This window comes from Pseudorhizobium marinum, from assembly GCF_000705355.1.
GTDB classification, from domain to species: Bacteria; Pseudomonadota; Alphaproteobacteria; order Rhizobiales; family Rhizobiaceae; genus Neorhizobium; species Neorhizobium pelagicum.
In genome coordinates, this window is sequence record NZ_JMQK01000002.1 from 1 (window position 1) to 19,978 (window position 19,978).

Consider the following 19,978-nt stretch of genomic DNA (forward strand, 5'->3'; position numbering starts at 1 on the left):
GGGCCGGGAGCGGAAACGCTCCCGGCCTTTTGCGTTAATACCTTATTGTTTGACACCATTCCGGACGCGAAACCGGTTCCCACTTTCACTGGAATTGCTTGAACCTCAGGTGCTTGGCGAGGCTGCCTCGATCATCGCCGTCAGCGTCGAGAGCCGGTCGGCATCGCGCGGCAGCTTGTCGGCGCGCAGCCGGGCGATGCGCGGGAAGCGCATGGCCACGCCGGACTTGTGGCGGCTCGAGCGGTTGATGCCCTCGAAAGCGACCTCCAGCACGAAGCCGAAATCCGGTTCGGCGCGAACGGCCCGCACCGGACCGAAGCGCTCCACGGTGTTGTCGCGCACGAATTTGTCGAGCACCTCGAGCTCGGCATCGGTGAAGCCGAAATAGGCCTTGCCGACCGGCACCAGCTGGTCGCCGTCCGGCGTCTCTGTCCACACCCCGAAGGTGAAATCGGAATAATAGCTGGAGCGCTTGCCGTGACCGCGCTGGGCATAGAGCATCACGGCGTCGATATTGTAGGGATCACGCTTCCACTTGAACCAGGGCCCCTTCAGGCGGCCGGCCTGGTAAGGGCTGTCGCGGCGCTTGATCATCACGCCTTCAATGACCGGATCGGGCGGCTCTATGCGCAACCGGTCGAGCTCCTTCCAGTCGGAGAAGGGCACGAGATCGGAGAGGTCGAAGCGGCCATGCGGCGCCTTTTCAATCAACGTGCCCAGACGCTCGCGGCGCTCCAGAAAGGTTTTGGCGCGGATGTCCTGATCGCCTTCGAAGAGGAAGTCGTAGGCGCGCACGAAGGCCGGGTAGTCGTCCAGCATCCGGCTTGTGACCGTTTTGCGGTTCAGGCGCTGCTGGAGATCGGAGAAGGTGCGGGTCGGGTTGTTGGAACGCCGGGTGCCGCCGACCAGCAGTTCGCCGTCGACCACCCCCTCGAAATCGATGGCCCCCACCACGTCCGGAAAGGCGCCGGTGATGTCGTCGCCGGAGCGGGAATAGAGTTTTCTCGTGCCGCCGTAGCTCGACATCTGCACGCGGATGCCGTCCCATTTCCATTCCGCCGCGTAATCGGCCGGGTCAAGCTTTTCCAGATCGCCGCTTTCGACCGGATTGGCGAGCATGACGGAATGGAAGATGGCGGGCGTTGCCAGCACCGGCTTCTCCGCCCTGCCCTCCAGCCAGGCAAACAGCGGCTCATAGGGCGGCGCGAGGCCGTGCCAGAGCGTCTCGATCTCGGTGACGTCGCGGCCGTGCTCGCCGGTGCCGCTCATGTCCGACAGCGCCTGCTTGGCGAGCCGCGCCGAGACGCCGATGCGGAGCGCGCCGGTGGCAAGCTTCAGGAAGGCGAAACGGCCGGGGGGATCGAGATGGTCGAGGAGATTGCGGACGGCAGCCCGGACCTCGGTGCGGCCGAGCGAATTCATCATCGTCACGACGTCGGAGAGCCGCGGCTGCTCCTCATCCGTCGTGTCATCCTTCTCGCCGCCGTCCCAGACGAGCGCGATGGTTTCGGCGAGATCGCCGACGTAATCATAGGAATACTGGAACAGCACCGGATCCAGCCGCTCCAGCACCAGCTCGCGCAGCAGCGCCGGCTTGACGCTCCTGAGGTCGAGCGTGCCGGCGAGTGCCGCAAGCCCGTAGCCGCGGTCCGGATCGGGGGTGTCGCGAAAATAGTCGGCGAGCAGCTTCAGCTTGCCGTTGCGCGAGGGGGTGAGGACGAGGCGGTCGAGGAGGTCGGAGAAGGCTTTCATGGGTGCACCGCGAGCAAGACCAAGACCCCCTCTGCCCTCCCGGGCATCTCCCCCACAAGGGGGGAGAGGACTTGCGGCAACCGCATCATACCGCCCTTGGCCGAAGCGACAGCATCAAGCGGACCAGCACGGCCGAGCGGGGCACCAAAGCCCCTCCCCCTTGTGGCGAGGGGTTGGGGAGGGGCCTTACCCCTGACCACTGCGTCGAACACCATCAATCCCCCTCGTCCTCATAGCCCACCAGATGCAGCGGGCGGGCCGGAAGGCCCTGGAGTTCGCACCAGCGCACCAGCGCCTCCTCGCGGCCATGGGTGACCCAGACTTCCGACGGGGACACCTCGCGGATGGTCTCCAGCAGTTCCGGCCAGTCGCAGTGGTCGGAGATGACCAGCGGCAGTTCGACGCCGCCCTGCTTGGCGCGCTGGCGCACCATCATCCAGCCGGAGGCGAATGAGATCAGCGGTTCGTTGAAGCGGCGCGCCCAGCGGTCCTGGAAGGCAGACGGCGGGCCGACGACGACGGCGCCCTTGAAGAGGTCCGGCGTGCTCTTCTCGATCGTCGCCGGGCGGATATCGCCCAATGCGATGCCCTGCCCCTGATAGTAGTCGCAGAGTTTCGCCAGCGCGCCGTGGATATAGATCGGCTCGTCGTAGCCGCAGTCGCGGATCAGGCGGATGACTCGCTGCGCCTTGCCGAGCGCATAGGCGCCGACCAGGTGACTGCGCTCCGGGAACTGTTTCAGCGAGGTCAGCAGCTTGCCGATTTCGGCCTTCGGATCGGGGTGATGGAAGACCGGCAGGCCGAAGGTCGCCTCGGTGATGAAGACGTCGCAGGGGACGGGCACGAAGGAGGCGCAGGTCGGGTCGACGCCGCGCTTGTAGTCGCCCGAGACGTTGATGCGCAGGCCGTCCTTCTGGATGAGGATCTGCGCCGAGCCCAGGACATGGCCGGCCGGATGGAAACAGGCGCTGACGCCATCGATGTCGACGCTCTCGCCGAAGCCGACCGCCTGCTCGGCGCCGCAGAAATCCTCGCCGTAGCGGATGCGCATGATGTCGAGCGTCTGGCGCGTCGCCAGCACCTTGCCGTGGCCGGCGCGGGCGTGGTCGGAATGGCCATGGGTGATCAGCGCCCGCTCGACGGGCCGGACCGGATCGACGTGGAAACGGCCGATGGGGCAGAAGAGCCCGGCCGGGGTGGGATGAAGCAGCGCCTCTGGTTTCATGTCCTCAAGATAGGGCGCCCGGGAGCGGATAGAAGATATCCGGCACGGCCGGGCAGGAAAATTCCCGGATCAGGCTTTCGCGGCGACGGCGAGCGGCAGACGCACGTTCTTCAGCATCAGCGCAGCGACAAGGCCGATGACGCAAAGGAAGGCGGCGGCGGAAAACAGCGTGCTGAAGGCACCGGCATAGATCATGCCGATCTCGTGCTGCACGTCGGGCGGCAGGGTTGCGAGAAGCTTCGGCGTCAGCTCTGCGAGGCTTGCGACGCCCGGCAGGTTCAGGGTGAGATTGCCGAGGTAGGAGCCGATGATGGCGCCGTAGATGGAGATGGCGATTGCCGCGCCGCCCATGCGGCTCAGGGTGACGGCGCCGGTTGCCGCACCGACGTCGGCCTGCGGGGCGCTGTTCTGGACGGCGATCACCGGTGCCTGCTGACCGAAACCGATCCCAAGCCCCTGCAGGGTCAGCAACAGGCCGACGAGGATCAGCGGCGTTCCGGCCTCGAGCCGAGACATCAGCAGAAGCGCCAGGATGTTCAGCGTCACGCCGATCAGCACGAAGGGCTTGTAGCGGCCATAGCGGGCGATCAGCCGCCCGGCGGAGAGCGATCCGCAGACGATGCCGCCGGTCACGCAGATGAAGAAGAGGCCGGCAACGCTCGGCGACAGACCGGTCGTCGTCTGCAGGAAGAGCGCGAGATAGTTGACGAGCCCGATGCCGACGCCGCCGCTGGTCAGCGCAATCACGATGAACAGCGGAAAGGTCGGATCGCGGAACAGGCGCAGCGGCATGATCGGCTCGGCGACGCGCCCTTCCACGACGACGAACAGGCCGATGCAGAGGAGCCCGAAGAAGGCGACCGCCAGATTCTGCCAGGCGGTGAGCGCGCCGAAAATCTGAACGCCGTCGGCAAACAGCACGACGGAGGCGGTGAAGCCGGCCAGCAGCAGCGCGCCGAGGTAATCGATCTTCGGCTGTCGGGTCGGCCGGCGGTGCGGCAGCAGGAGGACGAGACCGGCGAGGATGACGATGCCGATCGGCAGGTTGATCAGGAAGATCGAACGCCAGCCGAAGAGATCGCTCAGCGTGCCGCCCAGCGTCGGGCCGATGCTGCCCGAGGCCATCAGCATCAGGCTCGAATAGCTCTGGTAGCGGGCCCGCTCGCGCGGCTCGAAGAGGTCGGCGTTGATGGAGAAAATGGAGACCATGATGCCGCCGCCGCCCATTCCCTGGAAGACGCGGGCCGCGATCAGCGAGTCCATCGACCAGGCGACACCGCAGAGCAGCGAGCCGACAACGAAGATAGCGATGGCGGCCAGCATCACGAACTTTCGGCCGAAGAGATCGCCGAGCTTGCCGTAGACGGGCATGACGGCGCTCATCGCCAGGAGGTAGGCGGAGCCCACCCAGGCGAAACGGTCCAGCGCCCCGAACTCGCCGACGATCGTCGGCAGCGCGGTGGAAACCACCTGGTTGTCCAGCGTCGCCATGAAGAGCGCCGCCATCAGGAACCAGAAGACGACGAGCCGCTGCCGGTGGTCTTCGATGAGCGGGCGCACAGGCTGGGCGGTCATATCCATGGGGCGGTTCCTGGGGTGGCCTTGAGAATTTCTGGATTTATGTGCGTTTAGCATATATATGTCAATCGCAAATACTTGTCTGAATCACCGGCTTCTGGCAGGATGAAAGGGAGGAATGTGAGGAGCCATGCCGTGAATGCACCATCCACCGCCCGGGCCGTTCCGCCCGACGGCCTGCAGAATATCGACCAGACGCTGACCCGGATGCGGCTCGTCATCCGCAAGCGGACGATCGGCCGGATGGCGATCGCCAAGGTCACGCCCGGTCTGGACGTGTCTCACCTGGACGTGCTGGAAGCGATGCGGATCCTTGGCGAAGAGGGCGCAGAGGTCACCGTCGGCGCGATTGCCGACACGATGCGGATGGACCCGTCGCGCGGCAGCCGGATGGTTGCCGAACTCGTGTCGCGGGGCATTCTGGAGCGGGCGGTCTCGCAGGCCGATGCACGCCGCTCGATCGTCAAGCGCACGCCGCTCGGCGATACGCTTCTGCGCGAGGTGCGGGCGGTGAAACAGGCGCTGGTGGCAGAGGTCCTGTCGGGCTGGACTGAGGAGGAAGTCACTATGTTTGCAGGACTGTTCGAGCGGTTCACGACCGGCTTCGAGGCTGCCACGGCGAAAGGCTAGCGCCCCCGCCCCTGTCCCTGCCTGCCGTCAGGCCTGCTGCCAGACCTTCAGGCGGTCGCGACCGCCGCCCTTGGCCACGTACATGGCATTGTCGGCCTTGGCGAGAAGCGCTTCCGGCGTGTCGCCGTCGTCGGGGAAGAAGGCGACACCCATGCTGCAGGTCACCTCGATCACCTCTCCTTCCAGGACGAAGGGCCGGGAAATGGCGGCGCGCAATTCCTCAAGCCTTGCAATCATGCTGCCCTGCTGCTCATGTCCGGGATTGCTGAAGACGATGGCGAATTCGTCGCCGCCGAGCCGCACCAGCAGGTCGCTGGGCCGGATACAGTGCGACAGGCGCAGGGCAAGCGCCCTCAGCACGTCGTCGCCCGCGGCATGGCCGAGCGTGTCGTTGATCTGCTTGAAATTGTCGAGGTCGATATAGGTGACCGTGATCCGGCGCGCTTCCCGCCGCGCCTCGGCGATGGCGCGGCCGAACTGGGCCCAGAACAGCGTGCGGTTGGGCAGTCCCGTCAGCGGGTCGTGGTGCGCCATGTGATGGATCCGGACCTCGGCCCGCGTCCGCTCGATGGCGATGCCGGCGATGTCGGTCGCCATGGCCATCACTTCCTGCTCCATCTGCGTCGGCTCCCGCACCGCATTCGAATAGAGCGCGAAGGTGCCGAGCACGATGTTTTCCGCAGACAGGATGGGTGTCGACCAGCACGACCGGAAGCCGAACTGAAGCGGCAGATGCCTGACATTCTCCCACAGCGGATCATTCAGCACGTCGCTGCAGATGACCGGCTCGCGACGCCATGCGGCCGTACCGCAGGCGCCGGCCCGAGGCCCGATGTCGACGCCGTCGATCTCCGCCCGATAGGCTTCAGGCAACCCCAGGGCGGCGGCGTAGCGAAGACGTTCCGATCCCTCCTCCAGAAGGAGGACGGCCGCCGTCAGATCGTCCAGCTCTTCCTCGACCAGGGCAACCAGGGCATGGAGGACCTGATCCAGCGGTCGGCTGCGGGCGACCATGTCGAGCAGGCGGGCATGCCCACGGCGCAAATCGTCCTGGCGCTTTCGCTCGGTGATGTCGCGCGAGATGCCGATCAGTCCGACGATTCGTCCATCCGGGTCGCGCAGCGGCGTCTTTGTCGATTGCATCCAGCGCAGCCTGCCGCCGAAATCCATCAGGTGCTCCAGGTCCACCATCGGCCCGCCCGACGACATCACCAGTTGTTCCGCCAGAAACAGCGCTTCGGCCGCATCCTGCTCGAAGAAGTCGAAGTCGGTCTTGCCAAGGAGGTTGGTCGCGCTGGCGAGATTGTGGGAGCGCGCGGTGCTGGCATTGGCGAGCACGAAACGGCTGCGCCGGTCCTTGATGTAGATCTGCTCGGGGAACTGGTCGATCAGCGAGTGGGCGTTCAGCTCGTTGATGACGAGCAGCGCATCATGGATGTCCCCGACTGTCGAGATCCTCAGGAGACGGCTGCACAACTGCTCGAGCGAGTCCGCAGCGGGCTGCGGATGCACGGCATTCGACATGGGACTTTCCATCCAATGTCTCTCCTCAAAAATCGCGGATCGTCCATCGGGACCGATCGGAGGAAAGACAATGCGGGGCAACCCCTTAATGTTCTTTAATAGAATGAGGTAAAATACACCCATTGAACAGATAAGTGCGAGGGCGTTCAATTTATGCGATAGCATGTAATCCGAGCGGGACAGCGGGATGGACAGCATGATCAGCAGGCGCAGCTTCGTGGCGACATTGGCCGCAACGGCCGGGGCCGGCCTCTGCAGCGGGCAAGCCGCCTGGTCTGCACCGGCGCTGTCGATGACGGACCTGCGCGGCTCCATCGACGCCGGCGCCGCGGGGCTCTCGCCAACTCCGGGCGAGGACCAGACGCGGCAGCTTGCCGAGCTGATCGCGCAAGCCGTGCGCGGCGACCAGTGGGTTTTCCTGCCGCCCGGCCGCTACGAGGTCTCGAACCTGACGCTGCCCGACAGGACCCGCCTCACCGGCATCGCCGGCGCCACCGAGATCGCCTATTCCGGCGGCGGCGCCTTTATCGATGCGGGGGCGGCGAACCGGATCGAGCTGTCGAACATCATCTTCAACGGCGCCGGACTTCCCCTGCCCGAGGATGTGCCGGCCATGCTCAACCTGCGCGACGTCTTCGACCTGACGATCGACAACTGCACCCTGAAGGGCAATGCCAAGACGGCGCTGCAGATGGAACGCTGCGGCGGACGGATCACGAACTGCCGGATCTCGGAGATCGGCGAATACGGTCTCTATGCGATCGACAGCACGGGGCTTGCGGTCAAGGACAACATCGTGTCCGATTGCGGCAACGGCGGGCTCTTGATCCACCGGCGCCAGAAGGGCGAGGACGGCTCGATCGTCACCGGCAACCGCATCACCCGCACCGGCTCGACCTATGGCGGCACCGGGCAATACGGCAATGCCATCAACCTCTACCGCGCCGACAGCGTCATCGTTTCCGGCAACCACATCTCCGACAGCGCCTTCACCGCTATCCGCGCCAATTCCTCCTCCGACATCCAGATTGCCGACAACCAGTGCCTGCGCTCCGGCGAGACGGCGATCTATTCCGAATTCGGCTTCGAGGGCGCGATCGTCACCGGCAACCTGGTGGATGGTGCTGCAAACGGCATCAACATCGCCAATTTCAACGAGGGCGGGCGGCTGGCGATCGTCGCCAACAACATCATCCGCAACATCTCCCTGACCGGTCCCTACGAACACGACAGCGTCGGTTTCGGGATCGGCATCGGCGTCGAGGCCGACACCGTCGTCTCCGGCAATGTCATCGAGAACGTGCCGCGCTTTGCGATGCTCATCGGCTGGGGACCCTATCTGCGCAATGTCGCCGCGACAGGCAACGTCGTGCGGGCGGCGAAGATCGGCTGTGCCGTCTCGGTCGCCGAGGGTGCCGGCAGCGCGCTGATCAGCGGCAATATCTTCGAGGGCATGGCCGAGGGCGCCGTCATCGGCTTCCGCTGGCACGATGCGGCGACCGGCGAGCTTGCCTCAGGGGACGAAAGGTTCGCTCATCTCACCATCGCCGGCAACCGGGTCGCCTGATCCATCGAAACAATTCATCGACAGGCAACGGCGAATGATCTTCCGTTTCGGCCCGCCGGCCCTTAGCCTGCGCCTGCATTTCCACGGAGGATCCCGATGCTGACGATCTATGGTGTCTATCGCTCGCGCGCGACGCGGCCGCTCTGGCTGGCGGAAGAAATCGGCCTGAACTACACCCAGGTGCCGGTTATCCAGGCCTATCGCCTGCCGCAGGCGCAGGGCGACGGTGCAGCACTCAGCACCCAGTCTGCCGAATTCCTGGCCATCAATCCGATGGGGTCGATCCCCTCCATGGACGACGAGGGCCTGGTGCTGCATGAGTCGCTGGCGATCACCCTCTATCTCGCCAAGAAGTACGGCGGAGAGCTTGGACCGCGCGATATCGCCGAGGACTCGCAGATGGCGCAGTGGGCGCTGTTTGCCGCAACGAGCATCGAGACGCCGGCGCTGGACATGCAGAAGCTGCTCGGCAGCGACAAGGCCGGCTCGGAAGAAGGCAAGGCGGCCGTGGCTGCGCTGGCGAAAAGCCTGGAGCGGCCGCTGGACGTGCTCGAGAAGCACCTGCAGGAGAACGCCCACATGGTCGGCGGCCGCTTTACCGCAGCCGACATCATGGTGGCCGAGATCGTCCGCTATGCGCAGGGTTACGCGCCCCTGTTCGATGCCCGCCCGGCGCTGAAGGCCTGGCTGGAAGCCTGTCAGGCACGCGCAGCCTTCAAGGCGATGTGGGAGCGACGGCTTCAGGAACCGGCCTGACACGGTCCACCGTGAGCATCTCTTCGCGCAGCCAGTCCCGGAACGCCCGCACCTTGGCGGGGGGCCGGCTGCCGGAGCGGGTGACGAGGTAGTGCCCCATGCCCGTCGGCGCCTCGAGCTGAAACGGCTTCACCAGCCGGCCCTGTTCCAGGGCAAAACCCGCGAGCGTCTGCCATGCGAGCATGACGCCCTGCCCGGCCATCGTCGCGTCGAGGCAGAGCGAGGCGTCGTTGAAGACATGGCGGGTGGCCATTTCGGCGCCGGCCAGACCGGCTTCCTTCAGCCAGACGTCCCAGGAGAACATGGCCGGACCGTCGATGATGGCCGGCAGTTTCAGGATGTCGGCCGGCTCCCGCAGCGTCTCCGCCAGCGCGGGGGCGACCACGGGAAAGACCCGCTGCATCATCAGCAGCTCCGCATCGACGCCCGGCCAACTGCCACGGCCCACCCGGATGCCGAGATCGACATCGCCTGCGCCGAGATCGGCCAGTGCCGTCGTCGCATCGATCCGCAGCCGGATATCGGGATGCCTGCGCGAGAAGCGGTCGAGGCGATGGACGAGGAAGCGGGCGGCAAAGACCGGTGCGACGGAGATGGTCAGCAGGGTCTCGTCGGTCTGGCGGCCCAGCGTTACGGCCTGCGAAAGGGACTGAAATCCTTCCGTCAGCCGCGTCAGCAGCGGGCGGGCGGCGGCTATCGGCACCATGCCCTTCGGCAGCCGCTGGAAGATCGGCCGTCCCAGTTGCGCCTCCGCCTTGATGACCTGCTGGCTGACGGCGCCGATGGTGACGCCCATCTCGTCCGCGGCGGCCTGCAGGGAGCCGAGGCGGCCCACCGCCTCGAGCGCGCGCAGTCCGTTCAGATGCAGCGTGTTCAGGTTCCTCATGCAGATTTTCTATACCGGCCGTCTGAAGAACTCAATTGAAAGAACCGCCTCGCGGCGGCATCCTTACCTCGCAAGTCAACGCTCACTTGCGAGGTACCGGCCATGCAGCCGCTTCAGATATTCTCTACCGCACTTCACTGGCTGCGAGCACCGGACGGACCATCCATTCTCCGGGACGATCCGTTGGGGCATCCGCAGGTCGCAGCCATGACCGCGCGGCAGCTTGCCGACCTGCCGCTGCCACGGCCGGAGCGGACGGCCGCCGCCGAAGACACACCGGAGCTGGCCCGCTGCGCCTGACCCGCAAGGCTCAGGCGGCGGCAGCTTCCTTTTCCGTTTCCAGGGCGCGTTGGACGGCGGGGCGCTGGCGCGTGCGGCGATAGTGGTCGGCGACCTTCGGAAAGTCGTTGATATCGACCCCCGCGCCGCCGAGCCAGTCGGACATGGTGAACAGGTAGGCGTCGGCGACGGAATAATCCTCGCCCAGCACCCAGGGTCCGGCGAAGAGGTCGTTCTCGATGATCGCGAAGCTGTCGCGCATGTTCTGCGGCATCCGGGCGGCCATGTCGTCGAGCGATTCCTGCCTTTCCGCCCAGCGATAGCCACGGCGGCGGTGGGCATAGGCGACGTGGACGGTGGAGGCGATGAAGCTGTTGAAGCCCTGCATGCGCGCGAAGGCGAAGGGATCCTCGAGCGGCGCAAGCTTCGCCTCGGGTGCCGCTTGGGCGATGAAGGCCAGGATGGCGGGGCTTTCGATCAGCGTCCCCTTGTCGGTCACCAGCGCCGGCACCCGGCCGTTGGGGTTGTGCTTCAGGTATTCGGGAGACCGCTGCTCGTTCTCGGCAAACTGGAGGCGCCGCAGCTGATAGGGCAGACCGGATTCGGCCAGCGCGATGTGGCTGGCGAGCGAGCAGGCGTTCGGCGAGAAATAGAGCGTGTACATGCGGTCCTCCGGTTGATGACATCGGCGCGGCGGCACGGAGCGTGGCCCACAGTGATCTGTCGCCAATGGCGGCGCGTATCAAGTGGAAACCGTGCCCGGAGGACCAGAATGTTGCGTTGTCGCGCCCTGCTGTGTGCTGCCATCGCGCTCGCCGCGCTTGCTCCCCCTCCCGCGCGTGCGGAGGGCGAGCGGATCACTGCGGAAGAGATCCGTCAGTCGATCATAGGGCGACGCATCTACCTGGCCGCGCCGATCGGCGGCGAGTTTCCGCTGAATTACCGCCCGTCCGGCGTGGTCGACGGCAATGGCGAGGCGCTTGGTATCGGCCGCCTGGTGCGACCGAGGGATGAGGGCAAATGGTGGATCGCGGGCGACCGGCTCTGCCAGCAGTTCCGCAACTGGTACAAGGGCGCGACGCTGTGCTTCGAGCTTTACCGCGCCGGCGAAGGTCGCCTGACGTGGATCCGCGACAACGGCCAGACCGGCACGGCGCGGATCGGGGAAAGCCTCTAGGGGCTACTCCCCAGCCGGAACCGAATTCCACTTCTGCCACTCAACGGAACATCCATCCGTGTCGAAGATGATCAAGAAAGCGAACTTGCCCACGAAGCCATGTGCATCCTGCGGCTTGCCGTTTGCATGGCGACGCAAGTGGGCCATGAGCTGGAACGATGTCAAATTCTGTTCGGAGCGCTGCCGTCGCTCCAAGCGGAATTGACAATTCTAAGCCCGGGGCCGGCGTCCCGACAGGAGCTCAGGCAAACAGCGCATCGGTGACGCGCACGTCGCCGACATGCATGCCGTTCCAGTTCGTCATCTGGTGGTTGGCCATCTGCATCAGCGTGGCGTGGGTCTCGCCGTCCTTGTCGAAATAGCGGGCGATCAGCGCGAAGATCATGGATTCGGCGGCCCGCGTCGTGCCGTCCTCGCATTTGACCGCCATGGCGATGCCCTGCTCGGGGAGAGCGGCGATGAAGACGCCCTCGGCGCCGGTCTTGGCGAAGATCTTGCCCGGTGCCACCTGCATCAGCTTCGTGCAGGCGCGCTTGGTGCCGGCGACGTAGAAGGGCTCGGCCATGCAGGCGTCCATCAGGCGCCGCGAGGCCTTGGCGCGCACCGGTTCGAGCCCCTGCCCCGTCACCATCTTGGCAAACCCGTGGGCGAGGCCGCGCAGCGGCACGGCATAGGTGGGGATCGAGCAGCCGTCGATGCCGCAATTGTCCTGCGCCAGCGTCGCGCCGGTCAGGCTTTCCATGGTGGCGCGCAGATCGGCCTGCAGCGGATGGTCGTAGTTCACATAGCCCTCGACCTCATAGCCGACATGGCTGCAGGTGCAGACGAAGCCGGAATGCTTGCCGGAGCAGTTGTTGTGCAGCGCGCTCGGCCTGTCGAGGGTGCGCGCCTGGTGGATCAGCGTCTTCTGGTCGGACGACCAGTGCGAGCCGCATTCCAGCGCGGAGGCATCACGGCCGGCGCGCTCGAGCATAGAGGCGGCAAGCACCACATGCTCGTCCTCGCCGGAATGGGACGCGCAGGAGATCGCCAGTTCCTTGTCGCCGAAGCCGTAGGCGTCGGCTGCCCCGCTTTCCACCAGCGGCAGCGCCTGCATGGCCTTGCAGGCCGACCGGGGAAAAATGCCCGCGTCGACGTCGCCGAAGGAGAAGAGGCTCTTGCCGTTGCCGTCGACGACGATCCCCAGACCGCGGTGCCGGCTTTCGACAAGGCTGCCACGGGTAACTTCGACGGTAACGGGATTTTGCATTGGTGGGTCCAAGATTTGCCGGTTTCAATCGCTCATAGCCGACAGCAACAGGTTTTGCACGAGGTCCCGCATGAAATATCTGAAACGCCTGCTGGTGGTGATCTTTGTCATCTACCTGCTGCCGACCTTCGCCACGGCGGGCTGGTGGGCGATCCAGGACAGGCCGGCCCGCTGGAGCGAGGCGCGCTGGTCCTCGGCGCAGATCCTGCCGCAGCCGGGCGAAAACGAGGAGGCCGCCATTTACGTCTTCTCGGCGGCCACGGGCGGCATGAAGGGTGCTGTGGCCAGCCATGCCTGGATCGTCACCAAGGACAAGGGCGCCGACAGCTATACGCGCTACGACAAGGTGGGATGGGGATCGCCGATCCGGCGCAACCACCGGCCGGCAGACGCCTTCTGGTATTCCAACACACCGCAGTTGGTCGCGGCAATCACCGGCGTCGAGGCGGAGCTGCTGATCCCCAAGGTGGAGGGCGCCATTGCCGCCTACCCCTATGCGGAGCCCGGCGGCTACACGATCTTCCCTGGTCCGAACTCCAATACCTTCGTGGCCTATGTGCTGCGGACCGTGCCCGAAATCGGCGCTGTCCTGCCGCCGCATGCGGTGGGCCGCGACTATCTTCCCCACGGCGAATTCGTCCACCTGGATGCCGACGGGCGCGACCTGCATGTGACGCTGCGCGGGCTCTTCGGCTTCTCGGCGGGCGCGCGCAGCGGCATCGAGGTGCATTTTCTCGGACTGGTGGCCGGCCTCGATCTTGCCAACCCCGGCATCAAGGTGCCGGCGCTCGGGCGGATCGGGCTCTAGGGGCGCAAGCGCCACAAATGCAAAACGCCCGCGACGAGGCGGGCGTTTCCCAAAGTACCGGAGACTTGATCAGAAGCCGGCGTTTTCGCGTGCAACGCGGTGGATATCACTCTTTGCGATACCGAGGTCGTTCAGTTCACGCTGGGTCATACGGCCCAGTTCGGTGACGGTCTGACGATACTTGCGCCAGTTGTTGAATTTACGTGCGATGTTCATGGCAGTTCCCCCTTTCGTGGGTTTTCGAAGCCCAGCGGCCAGACAGTGGCGCTCTTCCTTGCTTCGATGTCCGGTATATAGGGGGATGGCCGAAGCACTAAAAGTGCCCAGAAAACAGGCCCGCCATGCATCAGATGCATAGGACCGTGATGAGGTCCTCGAAACAGGGAGCCGAAAACGAAAAAGGGTCGCGCGAGGCGACCCTTTCCGTGAATCTGGTCCGTTCAACGAACCCGGACGCTTGTAGCGTCCGAAGGAAGATGCGTTTAAGCCGAGGGCTGCCTCGCCAAAACCGATACCTTACCAAAGTTCGAAACGCAGACCGAAATCTCACTCGACATTGGATCACCTTCCTTTCATTACGTTGACGATGATCAGAATTTAGGTGCGCCGTTCAGAGTATGCAAGCCACGTAATGTAACGGATGCCGAATTTATGTGAATTGCAGTCCGTCCGGCATCGCTTAGCATTCGCGTGCCGGAGCGTGATTCACCTCAGCGCAGGTCCAGCACGATCTTGCCGATATGGCTGCTCGTCTCCATCAACCGGTGCGCCTCGACCACCTGATCGAAGGGCAGCACCGTATGGATCACCGGTGCAACGTCCCCCTTTTCCAGGAGCGGCCAGACCTGATCGCGCAGCTCGTCGCGGATCGCCCGCTTCTCCTCGGCCGTGCGCGGTCGCATGGTCGATCCGGTGACGGTCAGGCGCTTGACCATGATCGGCGACAGGTTGGCACTCTCGGCGACCGCGCCGCCAAGGAAGGCGATGATGGAGAGGCAACCGTCGCGTCCCAGCGCGGCGAGGTTCCTGTCAAAATAGGAGGCACCGATCATGTCGAGGATCACGTCGACCCCCTTGCCGCCGGTCTCCGTCTTGATGACCTCGACGAAATCCTCATCGCGATAGTTGATGCCGCGACGGGCGCCGAGCCTTTCGCAGGCCTCGCATTTTTCAGCCGACCCGGCGGTGGCATAGACCTCCGCACCAAAGGCCTTCGCCAGCTGGATGGCGGTGGTGCCGATGCCGCTCGAGCCGCCGTGGATCAGGACGCTCTCGCCTTCCGTCAGGCCGGCCATCTGGAAGAGGTTGGCCCAGACGGTGAAGAAGGTTTCCGGCAGGGCAGCGGCGCGGACCGCGTCATAGCCTTTCGGGAAGGGCAGCGCCTGGCCTGCCGGCAGCGCGCAATATCCGGCATAGCCACCGCCATTGGCGAGACCGCAGATCTGTGCGCCGATCGCAAAATCGGTGACACCTTCGCCCAGTGCCACGACCGTTCCGGCGACTTCCAGGCCAAGGATCGGGCTTGCGTCCTTCGGGGGCGGATATTTGCCGCTGCGCTGCGCGACGTCCGGGCGGTTGATGCCGGCCGCCTCGACCTTGACGATCACCTCGCCGGGACGGGGCAGCGGCGCCGGGCCGGTCGCCATCCGCATTACCTCCGGCCCTCCGAAGCCTGGCACGTCGACGTAGCGCATCTCTTGGGGAAGTGGCATGGGGGTCTCCTGCTGTTTCAAGAAGGAGACTTAGGACGAGCTGACGGCGCTGGAAAGGCAGGCGCCCGTCCCGGTGTCAATTTGTCTCGCCGAAAACCGAAAAGACGAGGCCGGTGGATGCGTCCTTGGCCTGCGCCTTGACGGCCGCGATGCTGCTGGCAATGCGGGCGCCGTCATCGAGCAGGAGCCCCCTGGGAAGCTCCAGGACACCGATCGAGCAGCGCAGCAGCGGAAAGAAGCGCTCGACGCCGGTGCGGTCGTGACCCTTGATCCGGCCGGCTTCCCGCTCCTCCTGCGAATAGAGCGTCACGACATCGTCGTGGAAATCGCTCAGCAGCCGCTCGAGAATTTCCGTTAGTTCCTCGCGGGTCCAGTCGCGCACGCCGATGAAGAAATCGTCGCCGCCGACGTGGCCCAGAAAATGATCGTCGGAGAAGAAATAGCGGCGCAGCAGGGCCGCAAACAGCGAGATCGCATGGTCGCCGACGTGAAAGCCGTAGTGATCGTTGAACGGCTTGAAGTGGTCGAAGTCGCAGTAGCAAAAGAACCGCGGATCGTCGTCGTCGCGTCCGGATTCCTGGATGAAGTCGCTGATGGCGCGGTTGCCCGGCAGGCTGGTCAGCGGGTTCTGGTCCTGGGCGATCTTCAGCTGCTTCTCGCTGATGACCTTGATCAGCGAGGCGGCGGAGACGACGCCGGCGTAACGCATGTTCTCCGTCAGGATGATGCAGTCACTGTTGTCCATGCTGGCAAACAGGCTCATCAGCTCCTCTGCATCGGCATCGAGACCGATGATCGGCGCCATGTCGACGAAATGCGAGATCGTCCGCTCGTAGACCTTGTTCTTCAGAAGATCGCGACCGAAGGGCTGATAGATGTATTCCTTCAGGTGGTACTCGTTGATGACGCCGCGCGGTTCGCCGTTGGCGTTGAGGACGGGGAAGAAGGCCTGGCGCGGGTTACGCCGGAAGAGTTCGAAGACGGTGTCGATGCTCTCGTGCTCGTAGACCGCTGGCAGGTTCTCGATCTGCTTGCGGATGAGGATCTCGTCGAGCGACTGGCTGGACCGGCGGACGCGGCCGATCTCCGCCAGATGCGGAAATGCCGGCTGCAGCTCGTTGAGGATGGTCGTCGGCCGGGCGATGAAATAGCCCTGCACGAGATCGACACCATATTCGCGGCAGGCCATCAGCTCGGCCTCCGTCTCGATGCCCTCGGCGATGACGCGGGTGCCGAGCACATGGGCGATGTGGACGATGTTCTTGACGAGGTGGCGCTTGCGCGGGCTCTTGTCCATGTCGTCGATGAAGTGGCGGTCGATCTTCAGGTAGTCGACCTGGTAGTCGCAGAGCAGCTTCATCTCGCCGTGGCCGACGCCGAAGTCGTCAATCGCCAGCTTGAACCCGGCCTTGCGCAGCTTCGTTATCAGCGCGGCGAATTCGGGGACGCTGGTGTTGTCGAAGCGCTCGGAGAGTTCGAAGCAGACGGACGACGGTGGGATGCTCAACTTGCCCAGGTGCTGGACCAGCCGCTCAATGATCAAATCTCCATCCTTGATCAGCCGGACGTCGAGATTGAGGAAAAGCGTCACCGAGGAAAAATCCGGGACGGTTGCGAATTTGGCAAGCGACCGGCCGGCCATCATCTGTTCCAGCGCCAGCAGCTGGCCCGCTTCGGCCGCCTGATCCAGAAGTTCGAGCGGATCGGAAAAGCCGATGCGGTCATAGCCGCGCATCAGGGTCTCGTAGCCGAACACCGTGCCCGTCGCGACTTCGACGATGGGCTGGAACGCGGTCTCCAGCACCAGCTTGGAGAGCGTGAGCAACTGGTCTCCCGCATAACGCCGGAAAACGGCGGGCTCGATGAGGGAGGCCGAACTCATGAAGTACTCCGATACGCAACAGCCTAAAACATGCGCGGAGCCTCACCTCATATCGTCAACATTCCGTTGCCCGAATATGACATTTGCATGAAATTTACAGGACGCTACCGTGTCGGGCTTCAGCGCCGGGCCGCAAGCGCCACCGCGATCATCGCCCAACCCTGCATCGTCAGGTCGATGGCAAGGAACAGGCCGAGGATCCAGAGGCTGTTCACCGGCCAGCCGATGGCGATGACGAGGCCGGCGAGCATGGTGATGACGCCGCCGAAGATCACCCAGCCGGATCCCCGCATCGGCCGCATCCGGATGCCGATCCAGGTGCGCACCGCGCCGGCAACCAGCAAGGCGATCGCCATGAACAGGGTGAGGATGGCAGCGGTCAGCGCCGGGTTCCAGAAGGCCAGGATGCCGGCGAGGGTATAGAGCAGGCCGCTCAAGCCCCAAAAGACCGCTTCGCTCCAGCCCTTGACCTGAAAGGCGTGGACGAACTGGAAGGCGCCGCCGACGACCATCATCGCGCCGATATAGAAGACGGATGCGACGGTCGCCAGGAAGAGATTGAGAAAGGCGAAAAAGCCGAAGATCAGCATCAGGATGCCGAGCGCGAGGAACCAGCCCCATTTGCCCCTCACCTGTTCCGCATGCGGGGTTCCCATTCCAAGTGCCATGACCAGCATCTCCTAGACTTCGATATCGATCCCGATACCCTATCATGAAAATCCGGGTGGACCTTGCGCCACATCAACGCGCGTTGGAGGGTGCCGTCAGTTTTTTATTGATTGACGGCTCAATCAAATCTATCCTTGCCGAAACGGAGATCACCGACATGCCCCGGATCGGGATGGAGCCTTTGCGCCGCAAGGCGTTGGTGGATGCAACCCTGCGGACGATCGGCCAGCGCGGTTCGCTCGACGTGACGATGTCGGATATCGCTCGCGAGGCCGGCGTCTCGCCGGCGCTTGCGCATCATTACTTCGGCAGCAAGCAGCAGCTCCTGGTGGCGAGCATCCGCAGTCTTCTGAACCGGCTGCGGGCGGATGCCGTGGCGGCAATGGAAAACCTCGAGACACCGCGCGAGCGGCTGTCGGCGATCATTCGCGTCTGCTTCCACCCGGACCAGTTTGCGCCGGAGACGGTTGCGGCCTGGCTTGCCTTCTATGTCGAGGCGCAACGCTCGGAAGAGGTGCGCCGGCTGCTGGTCATCTATGCACGGCGGTTGCGCTCCAATCTGCTCGACAGCCTCGGCCGCCTCTGCCCGCCGGACAATGCGGCGCGCATCGCCGAGGGCGTCGCGGCGATGATCGACGGGCTCTACATCCGCCAGAGCCTGCGGGCCGGGCCGAGCAGCAGCACGGCCTCGATCACGCTGACCGAAGACTATCTCGACCTGCAGCTTCGCCCGTTCCTGCGGGATGCCGGCCCATGAGCACGGCCGACACCACCCATTGCCACCGCCAAGGAGAATGACCATGCGCGCCCAGCCGAAAGCCAGCCACTTCATCGACGGCGAGTATATGGAAGACACCGCCGGCACCGTGATCGACAGCGTCTACCCGGCAACCGGCGAGGTGATCGCCAGGCTGCATGCCGCAACGCCCGCCATCGTCGACAAGGCCGTCGCTTCGGCCAAGCGCGCCCAGACGGAATGGGCGGCGATGAGCCCGACGGCGCGCGGCCGCATCCTGAAACGCGCAGCCGACATCATGCGCGCGCGCAACCGGGAGCTTTCGGAACTCGAAACGCTCGACACCGGCAAGCCGATCCAGGAAACAATCGTCGCCGATCCGACCTCCGGCGCCGACAGCCTGGAATTCTTTGGCGGCATCGCGGCGACCGCGCTGAACGGTTCGCATATCCCGCTCGGCGGTGACTGGGCCTATACCAAGCGCGTGCCGCTCGGCGTCTGCGTCGGCATCGGCGCCTGGAACTACCCGCAGCAGATCTGCTGCTGGAAGGCCGCACCGGCGCTGGCGGCCGGCAATGCCATGGTCTTCAAGCCCTCGGAAATGACGCCGCTCGGGGCGCTGAAGATCGCCGAGATCCTGATCGAGGCCGGTGCGCCGAAGGGCGTCTTCAACGTCATCCAGGGCGACCGCGAGACCGGGCCGTTGCTGGTCGAGCATCCGGATGTCGCGAAGGTGTCGCTGACCGGATCGGTGCCGACGGGCCGCAAGGTGGCAGCGGCGGCCGCCGGCCAGCTCAAGCATGTGACGATGGAGCTCGGCGGCAAGTCGCCGCTGATCGTCTTCGACGATGCCGACATCGACAGCGCGGTCGGCGGCGCCATGCTCGGCAACTTCTATTCGACCGGCCAGGTCTGCTCCAACGGCACGCGCGTCTTCGTGCAGAAGCGGATCAAGCAAGAGTTCCTCACCCGCCTGAAGGCGCGCACCGAGACGATCGTCATCGGTGACCCGATGGACGAGGCGACCCAGATGGGACCGCTGGTCTCGCGCGGCCAGCGCGAGAAGGTGCTCTCCTACATCGAGAAGGGCAAGGCGGAGGGCGCAACGCTCGTCACCGGCGGCGGCATTCCCAACGACGTCTCAGGCGAGGGCTGCTACGTGCAGCCGACGGTGTTTGCCGACGTCACCGACGGCATGACGATCGCGCGCGAGGAGATCTTCGGGCCGGTGATGTGCGTGCTCGATTTCGACGACGAGGCCGAGGTGATCGACCGCGCCAATGCCACCGAATTCGGCCTCTCGGGCGGTGTCTTCACCGCGGATCTCAGCCGCGCCCACCGGGTGGTCGACCGGCTGCAGGCCGGCACGCTGTGGATCAACACCTACAACCTCTGCCCGGTCGAAATCCCCTTCGGCGGCTCGAAGCAATCCGGCTTCGGGCGCGAGAATTCGGCCGCGGCGCTGGAGCATTATACGGAGCTGAAGACGGTCTATGTGGCGATGGGGCCGGTGGAGGCGCCGTATTGAGGCGTTTTGGATAAAGCCCC

20 protein-coding genes are annotated in these 19,978 nt (G+C 64.9%); 9 read left to right on the forward strand and 11 right to left on the reverse strand.

The genetic code is table 11. The features are described from left to right. Positions 1-105 precede the first annotated feature (105 nt). The 3 genes from EO99_RS0102130 to EO99_RS0102145 form a co-directional block, all read right to left on the reverse strand. The gene (locus tag EO99_RS0102130) at positions 106-1,752 is read right to left on the reverse strand and encodes a cisplatin damage response ATP-dependent DNA ligase (RefSeq protein WP_029617001.1); all 1,647 of its coding nucleotides are present in this window, start codon (positions 1,750-1,752) and stop codon (positions 106-108) included. A gap of 214 nt (positions 1,753-1,966) precedes the next feature. Next, a complete protein-coding gene (locus tag EO99_RS0102140) occupies positions 1,967-2,977 on the reverse strand; it encodes a ligase-associated DNA damage response exonuclease (RefSeq protein WP_029617003.1) in 1,011 nt (336 codons plus the stop codon). Between the two features lie 69 nt (positions 2,978-3,046). Further along, a complete protein-coding gene (locus EO99_RS0102145) occupies positions 3,047-4,558 on the reverse strand; it encodes an MDR family MFS transporter (RefSeq protein WP_029617004.1) in 1,512 nt (503 codons plus the stop codon). Positions 4,559-4,690: 132 nt separating this feature from the next. Here EO99_RS0102145 and EO99_RS0102150 point away from each other — a divergent pair, with 132 nt between their 5' ends. Next, entirely contained in the window at positions 4,691-5,185 is a 495-nt protein-coding gene (locus EO99_RS0102150) for a MarR family winged helix-turn-helix transcriptional regulator (RefSeq protein ID WP_029617005.1), read from the forward strand. A 27-nt stretch (positions 5,186-5,212) separates the two neighbouring features. Here the strand turns inward: EO99_RS0102150 and EO99_RS0102155 are convergent, their stop codons facing one another. Next, positions 5,213-6,721 carry a diguanylate cyclase domain-containing protein gene (locus tag EO99_RS0102155; protein ID WP_051679665.1) on the reverse strand — a complete coding sequence of 503 codons (1,509 nt, stop codon included), beginning with the start codon at positions 6,719-6,721 and terminating at the stop codon, positions 5,213-5,215. A 184-nt stretch (positions 6,722-6,905) separates the two neighbouring features. Here EO99_RS0102155 and EO99_RS0102160 point away from each other — a divergent pair, with 184 nt between their 5' ends. Together EO99_RS0102160 and EO99_RS0102165 are read left to right on the forward strand one after the other, a co-directional pair. Next, entirely contained in the window at positions 6,906-8,276 is a 1,371-nt protein-coding gene (locus EO99_RS0102160) for a TIGR03808 family TAT-translocated repetitive protein (RefSeq protein WP_029617007.1), read from the forward strand. A 96-nt stretch (positions 8,277-8,372) separates the two neighbouring features. After that, a complete protein-coding gene (locus EO99_RS0102165; RefSeq protein ID WP_029617008.1) occupies positions 8,373-9,032 on the forward strand; it encodes a glutathione S-transferase family protein in 660 nt (219 codons plus the stop codon). Here EO99_RS0102165 and EO99_RS0102170 read toward each other — a convergent pair. Then, positions 8,992-9,918 (reverse strand): LysR substrate-binding domain-containing protein, encoded by a 927-nt coding sequence (locus EO99_RS0102170; RefSeq protein ID WP_029617009.1) that lies wholly within the window; start codon positions 9,916-9,918, stop codon positions 8,992-8,994. The genes EO99_RS0102165 and EO99_RS0102170 overlap by 41 nt on opposite strands. A gap of 102 nt (positions 9,919-10,020) precedes the next feature. Here EO99_RS0102170 and EO99_RS27285 point away from each other — a divergent pair, with 102 nt between their 5' ends. Then, positions 10,021-10,218 carry a hypothetical protein gene (locus tag EO99_RS27285; RefSeq protein ID WP_156034599.1) on the forward strand — a complete coding sequence of 66 codons (198 nt, stop codon included), beginning with the start codon at positions 10,021-10,023 and terminating at the stop codon, positions 10,216-10,218. A gap of 10 nt (positions 10,219-10,228) precedes the next feature. Here EO99_RS27285 and EO99_RS0102180 read toward each other — a convergent pair whose 3' ends face one another. Continuing rightward, positions 10,229-10,861, reverse strand: a complete 633-nt coding sequence (locus EO99_RS0102180) for a glutathione S-transferase family protein (protein ID WP_029617010.1) — start codon at positions 10,859-10,861, stop codon at positions 10,229-10,231. A 108-nt stretch (positions 10,862-10,969) separates the two neighbouring features. On the opposite strand from EO99_RS0102180, the gene EO99_RS0102185 reads away from it, so the two are divergent. Together EO99_RS0102185 and EO99_RS26550 are read left to right on the forward strand one after the other, a co-directional pair. Next, positions 10,970-11,374, forward strand: coding sequence for a hypothetical protein (locus EO99_RS0102185; protein WP_051679666.1), 405 nt, complete (start codon positions 10,970-10,972; stop codon positions 11,372-11,374). 67 nt (positions 11,375-11,441) lie between these two features. Next, entirely contained in the window at positions 11,442-11,579 is a 138-nt protein-coding gene (locus EO99_RS26550; protein WP_156034617.1) for a DUF2256 domain-containing protein, read from the forward strand. A gap of 36 nt (positions 11,580-11,615) precedes the next feature. On the opposite strand, the gene EO99_RS0102195 is transcribed toward EO99_RS26550, so the two are convergent. Next, positions 11,616-12,623, reverse strand: coding sequence for an asparaginase (locus tag EO99_RS0102195; RefSeq protein ID WP_029617012.1), 1,008 nt, complete (start codon positions 12,621-12,623; stop codon positions 11,616-11,618). 70 nt (positions 12,624-12,693) lie between these two features. On the opposite strand from EO99_RS0102195, the gene EO99_RS0102200 reads away from it, so the two are divergent. After that, complete coding sequence (locus tag EO99_RS0102200; protein WP_029617013.1) at positions 12,694-13,431, forward strand: DUF3750 domain-containing protein; 738 nt, start codon at positions 12,694-12,696, stop codon at positions 13,429-13,431. A 69-nt stretch (positions 13,432-13,500) separates the two neighbouring features. Here EO99_RS0102200 and EO99_RS26555 read toward each other — a convergent pair whose 3' ends face one another. The 4 genes from EO99_RS26555 to EO99_RS0102220 all read right to left on the reverse strand — a co-directional run bounded on the left by EO99_RS26555 (position 13,501) and on the right by EO99_RS0102220 (position 17,693). Continuing rightward, positions 13,501-13,647 (reverse strand): DUF1127 domain-containing protein, encoded by a 147-nt coding sequence (locus EO99_RS26555; protein WP_069733974.1) that lies wholly within the window; start codon positions 13,645-13,647, stop codon positions 13,501-13,503. A gap of 494 nt (positions 13,648-14,141) precedes the next feature. After that, positions 14,142-15,143, reverse strand: coding sequence for an NAD(P)H-quinone oxidoreductase (locus EO99_RS0102210; RefSeq protein WP_029617014.1), 1,002 nt, complete (start codon positions 15,141-15,143; stop codon positions 14,142-14,144). A 76-nt stretch (positions 15,144-15,219) separates the two neighbouring features. Next, the gene (locus EO99_RS0102215; RefSeq protein ID WP_029617015.1) at positions 15,220-17,025 is read right to left on the reverse strand and encodes a bifunctional diguanylate cyclase/phosphodiesterase; all 1,806 of its coding nucleotides are present in this window, start codon (positions 17,023-17,025) and stop codon (positions 15,220-15,222) included. Positions 17,026-17,144: 119 nt separating this feature from the next. After that, a complete protein-coding gene (locus EO99_RS0102220) occupies positions 17,145-17,693 on the reverse strand; it encodes an HdeD family acid-resistance protein (protein WP_051679667.1) in 549 nt (182 codons plus the stop codon). A 158-nt stretch (positions 17,694-17,851) separates the two neighbouring features. On the opposite strand from EO99_RS0102220, the gene betI reads away from it, so the two are divergent. Together betI and betB are read left to right on the forward strand one after the other, a co-directional pair. Further along, a complete protein-coding gene (gene betI / locus EO99_RS0102225) occupies positions 17,852-18,451 on the forward strand; it encodes a transcriptional regulator BetI (protein ID WP_029617017.1) in 600 nt (199 codons plus the stop codon). 43 nt (positions 18,452-18,494) lie between these two features. After that, positions 18,495-19,958, forward strand: coding sequence for a betaine-aldehyde dehydrogenase (gene betB, locus EO99_RS0102230; RefSeq protein WP_029617018.1), 1,464 nt, complete (start codon positions 18,495-18,497; stop codon positions 19,956-19,958). Positions 19,959-19,978 lie beyond the last annotated feature (20 nt).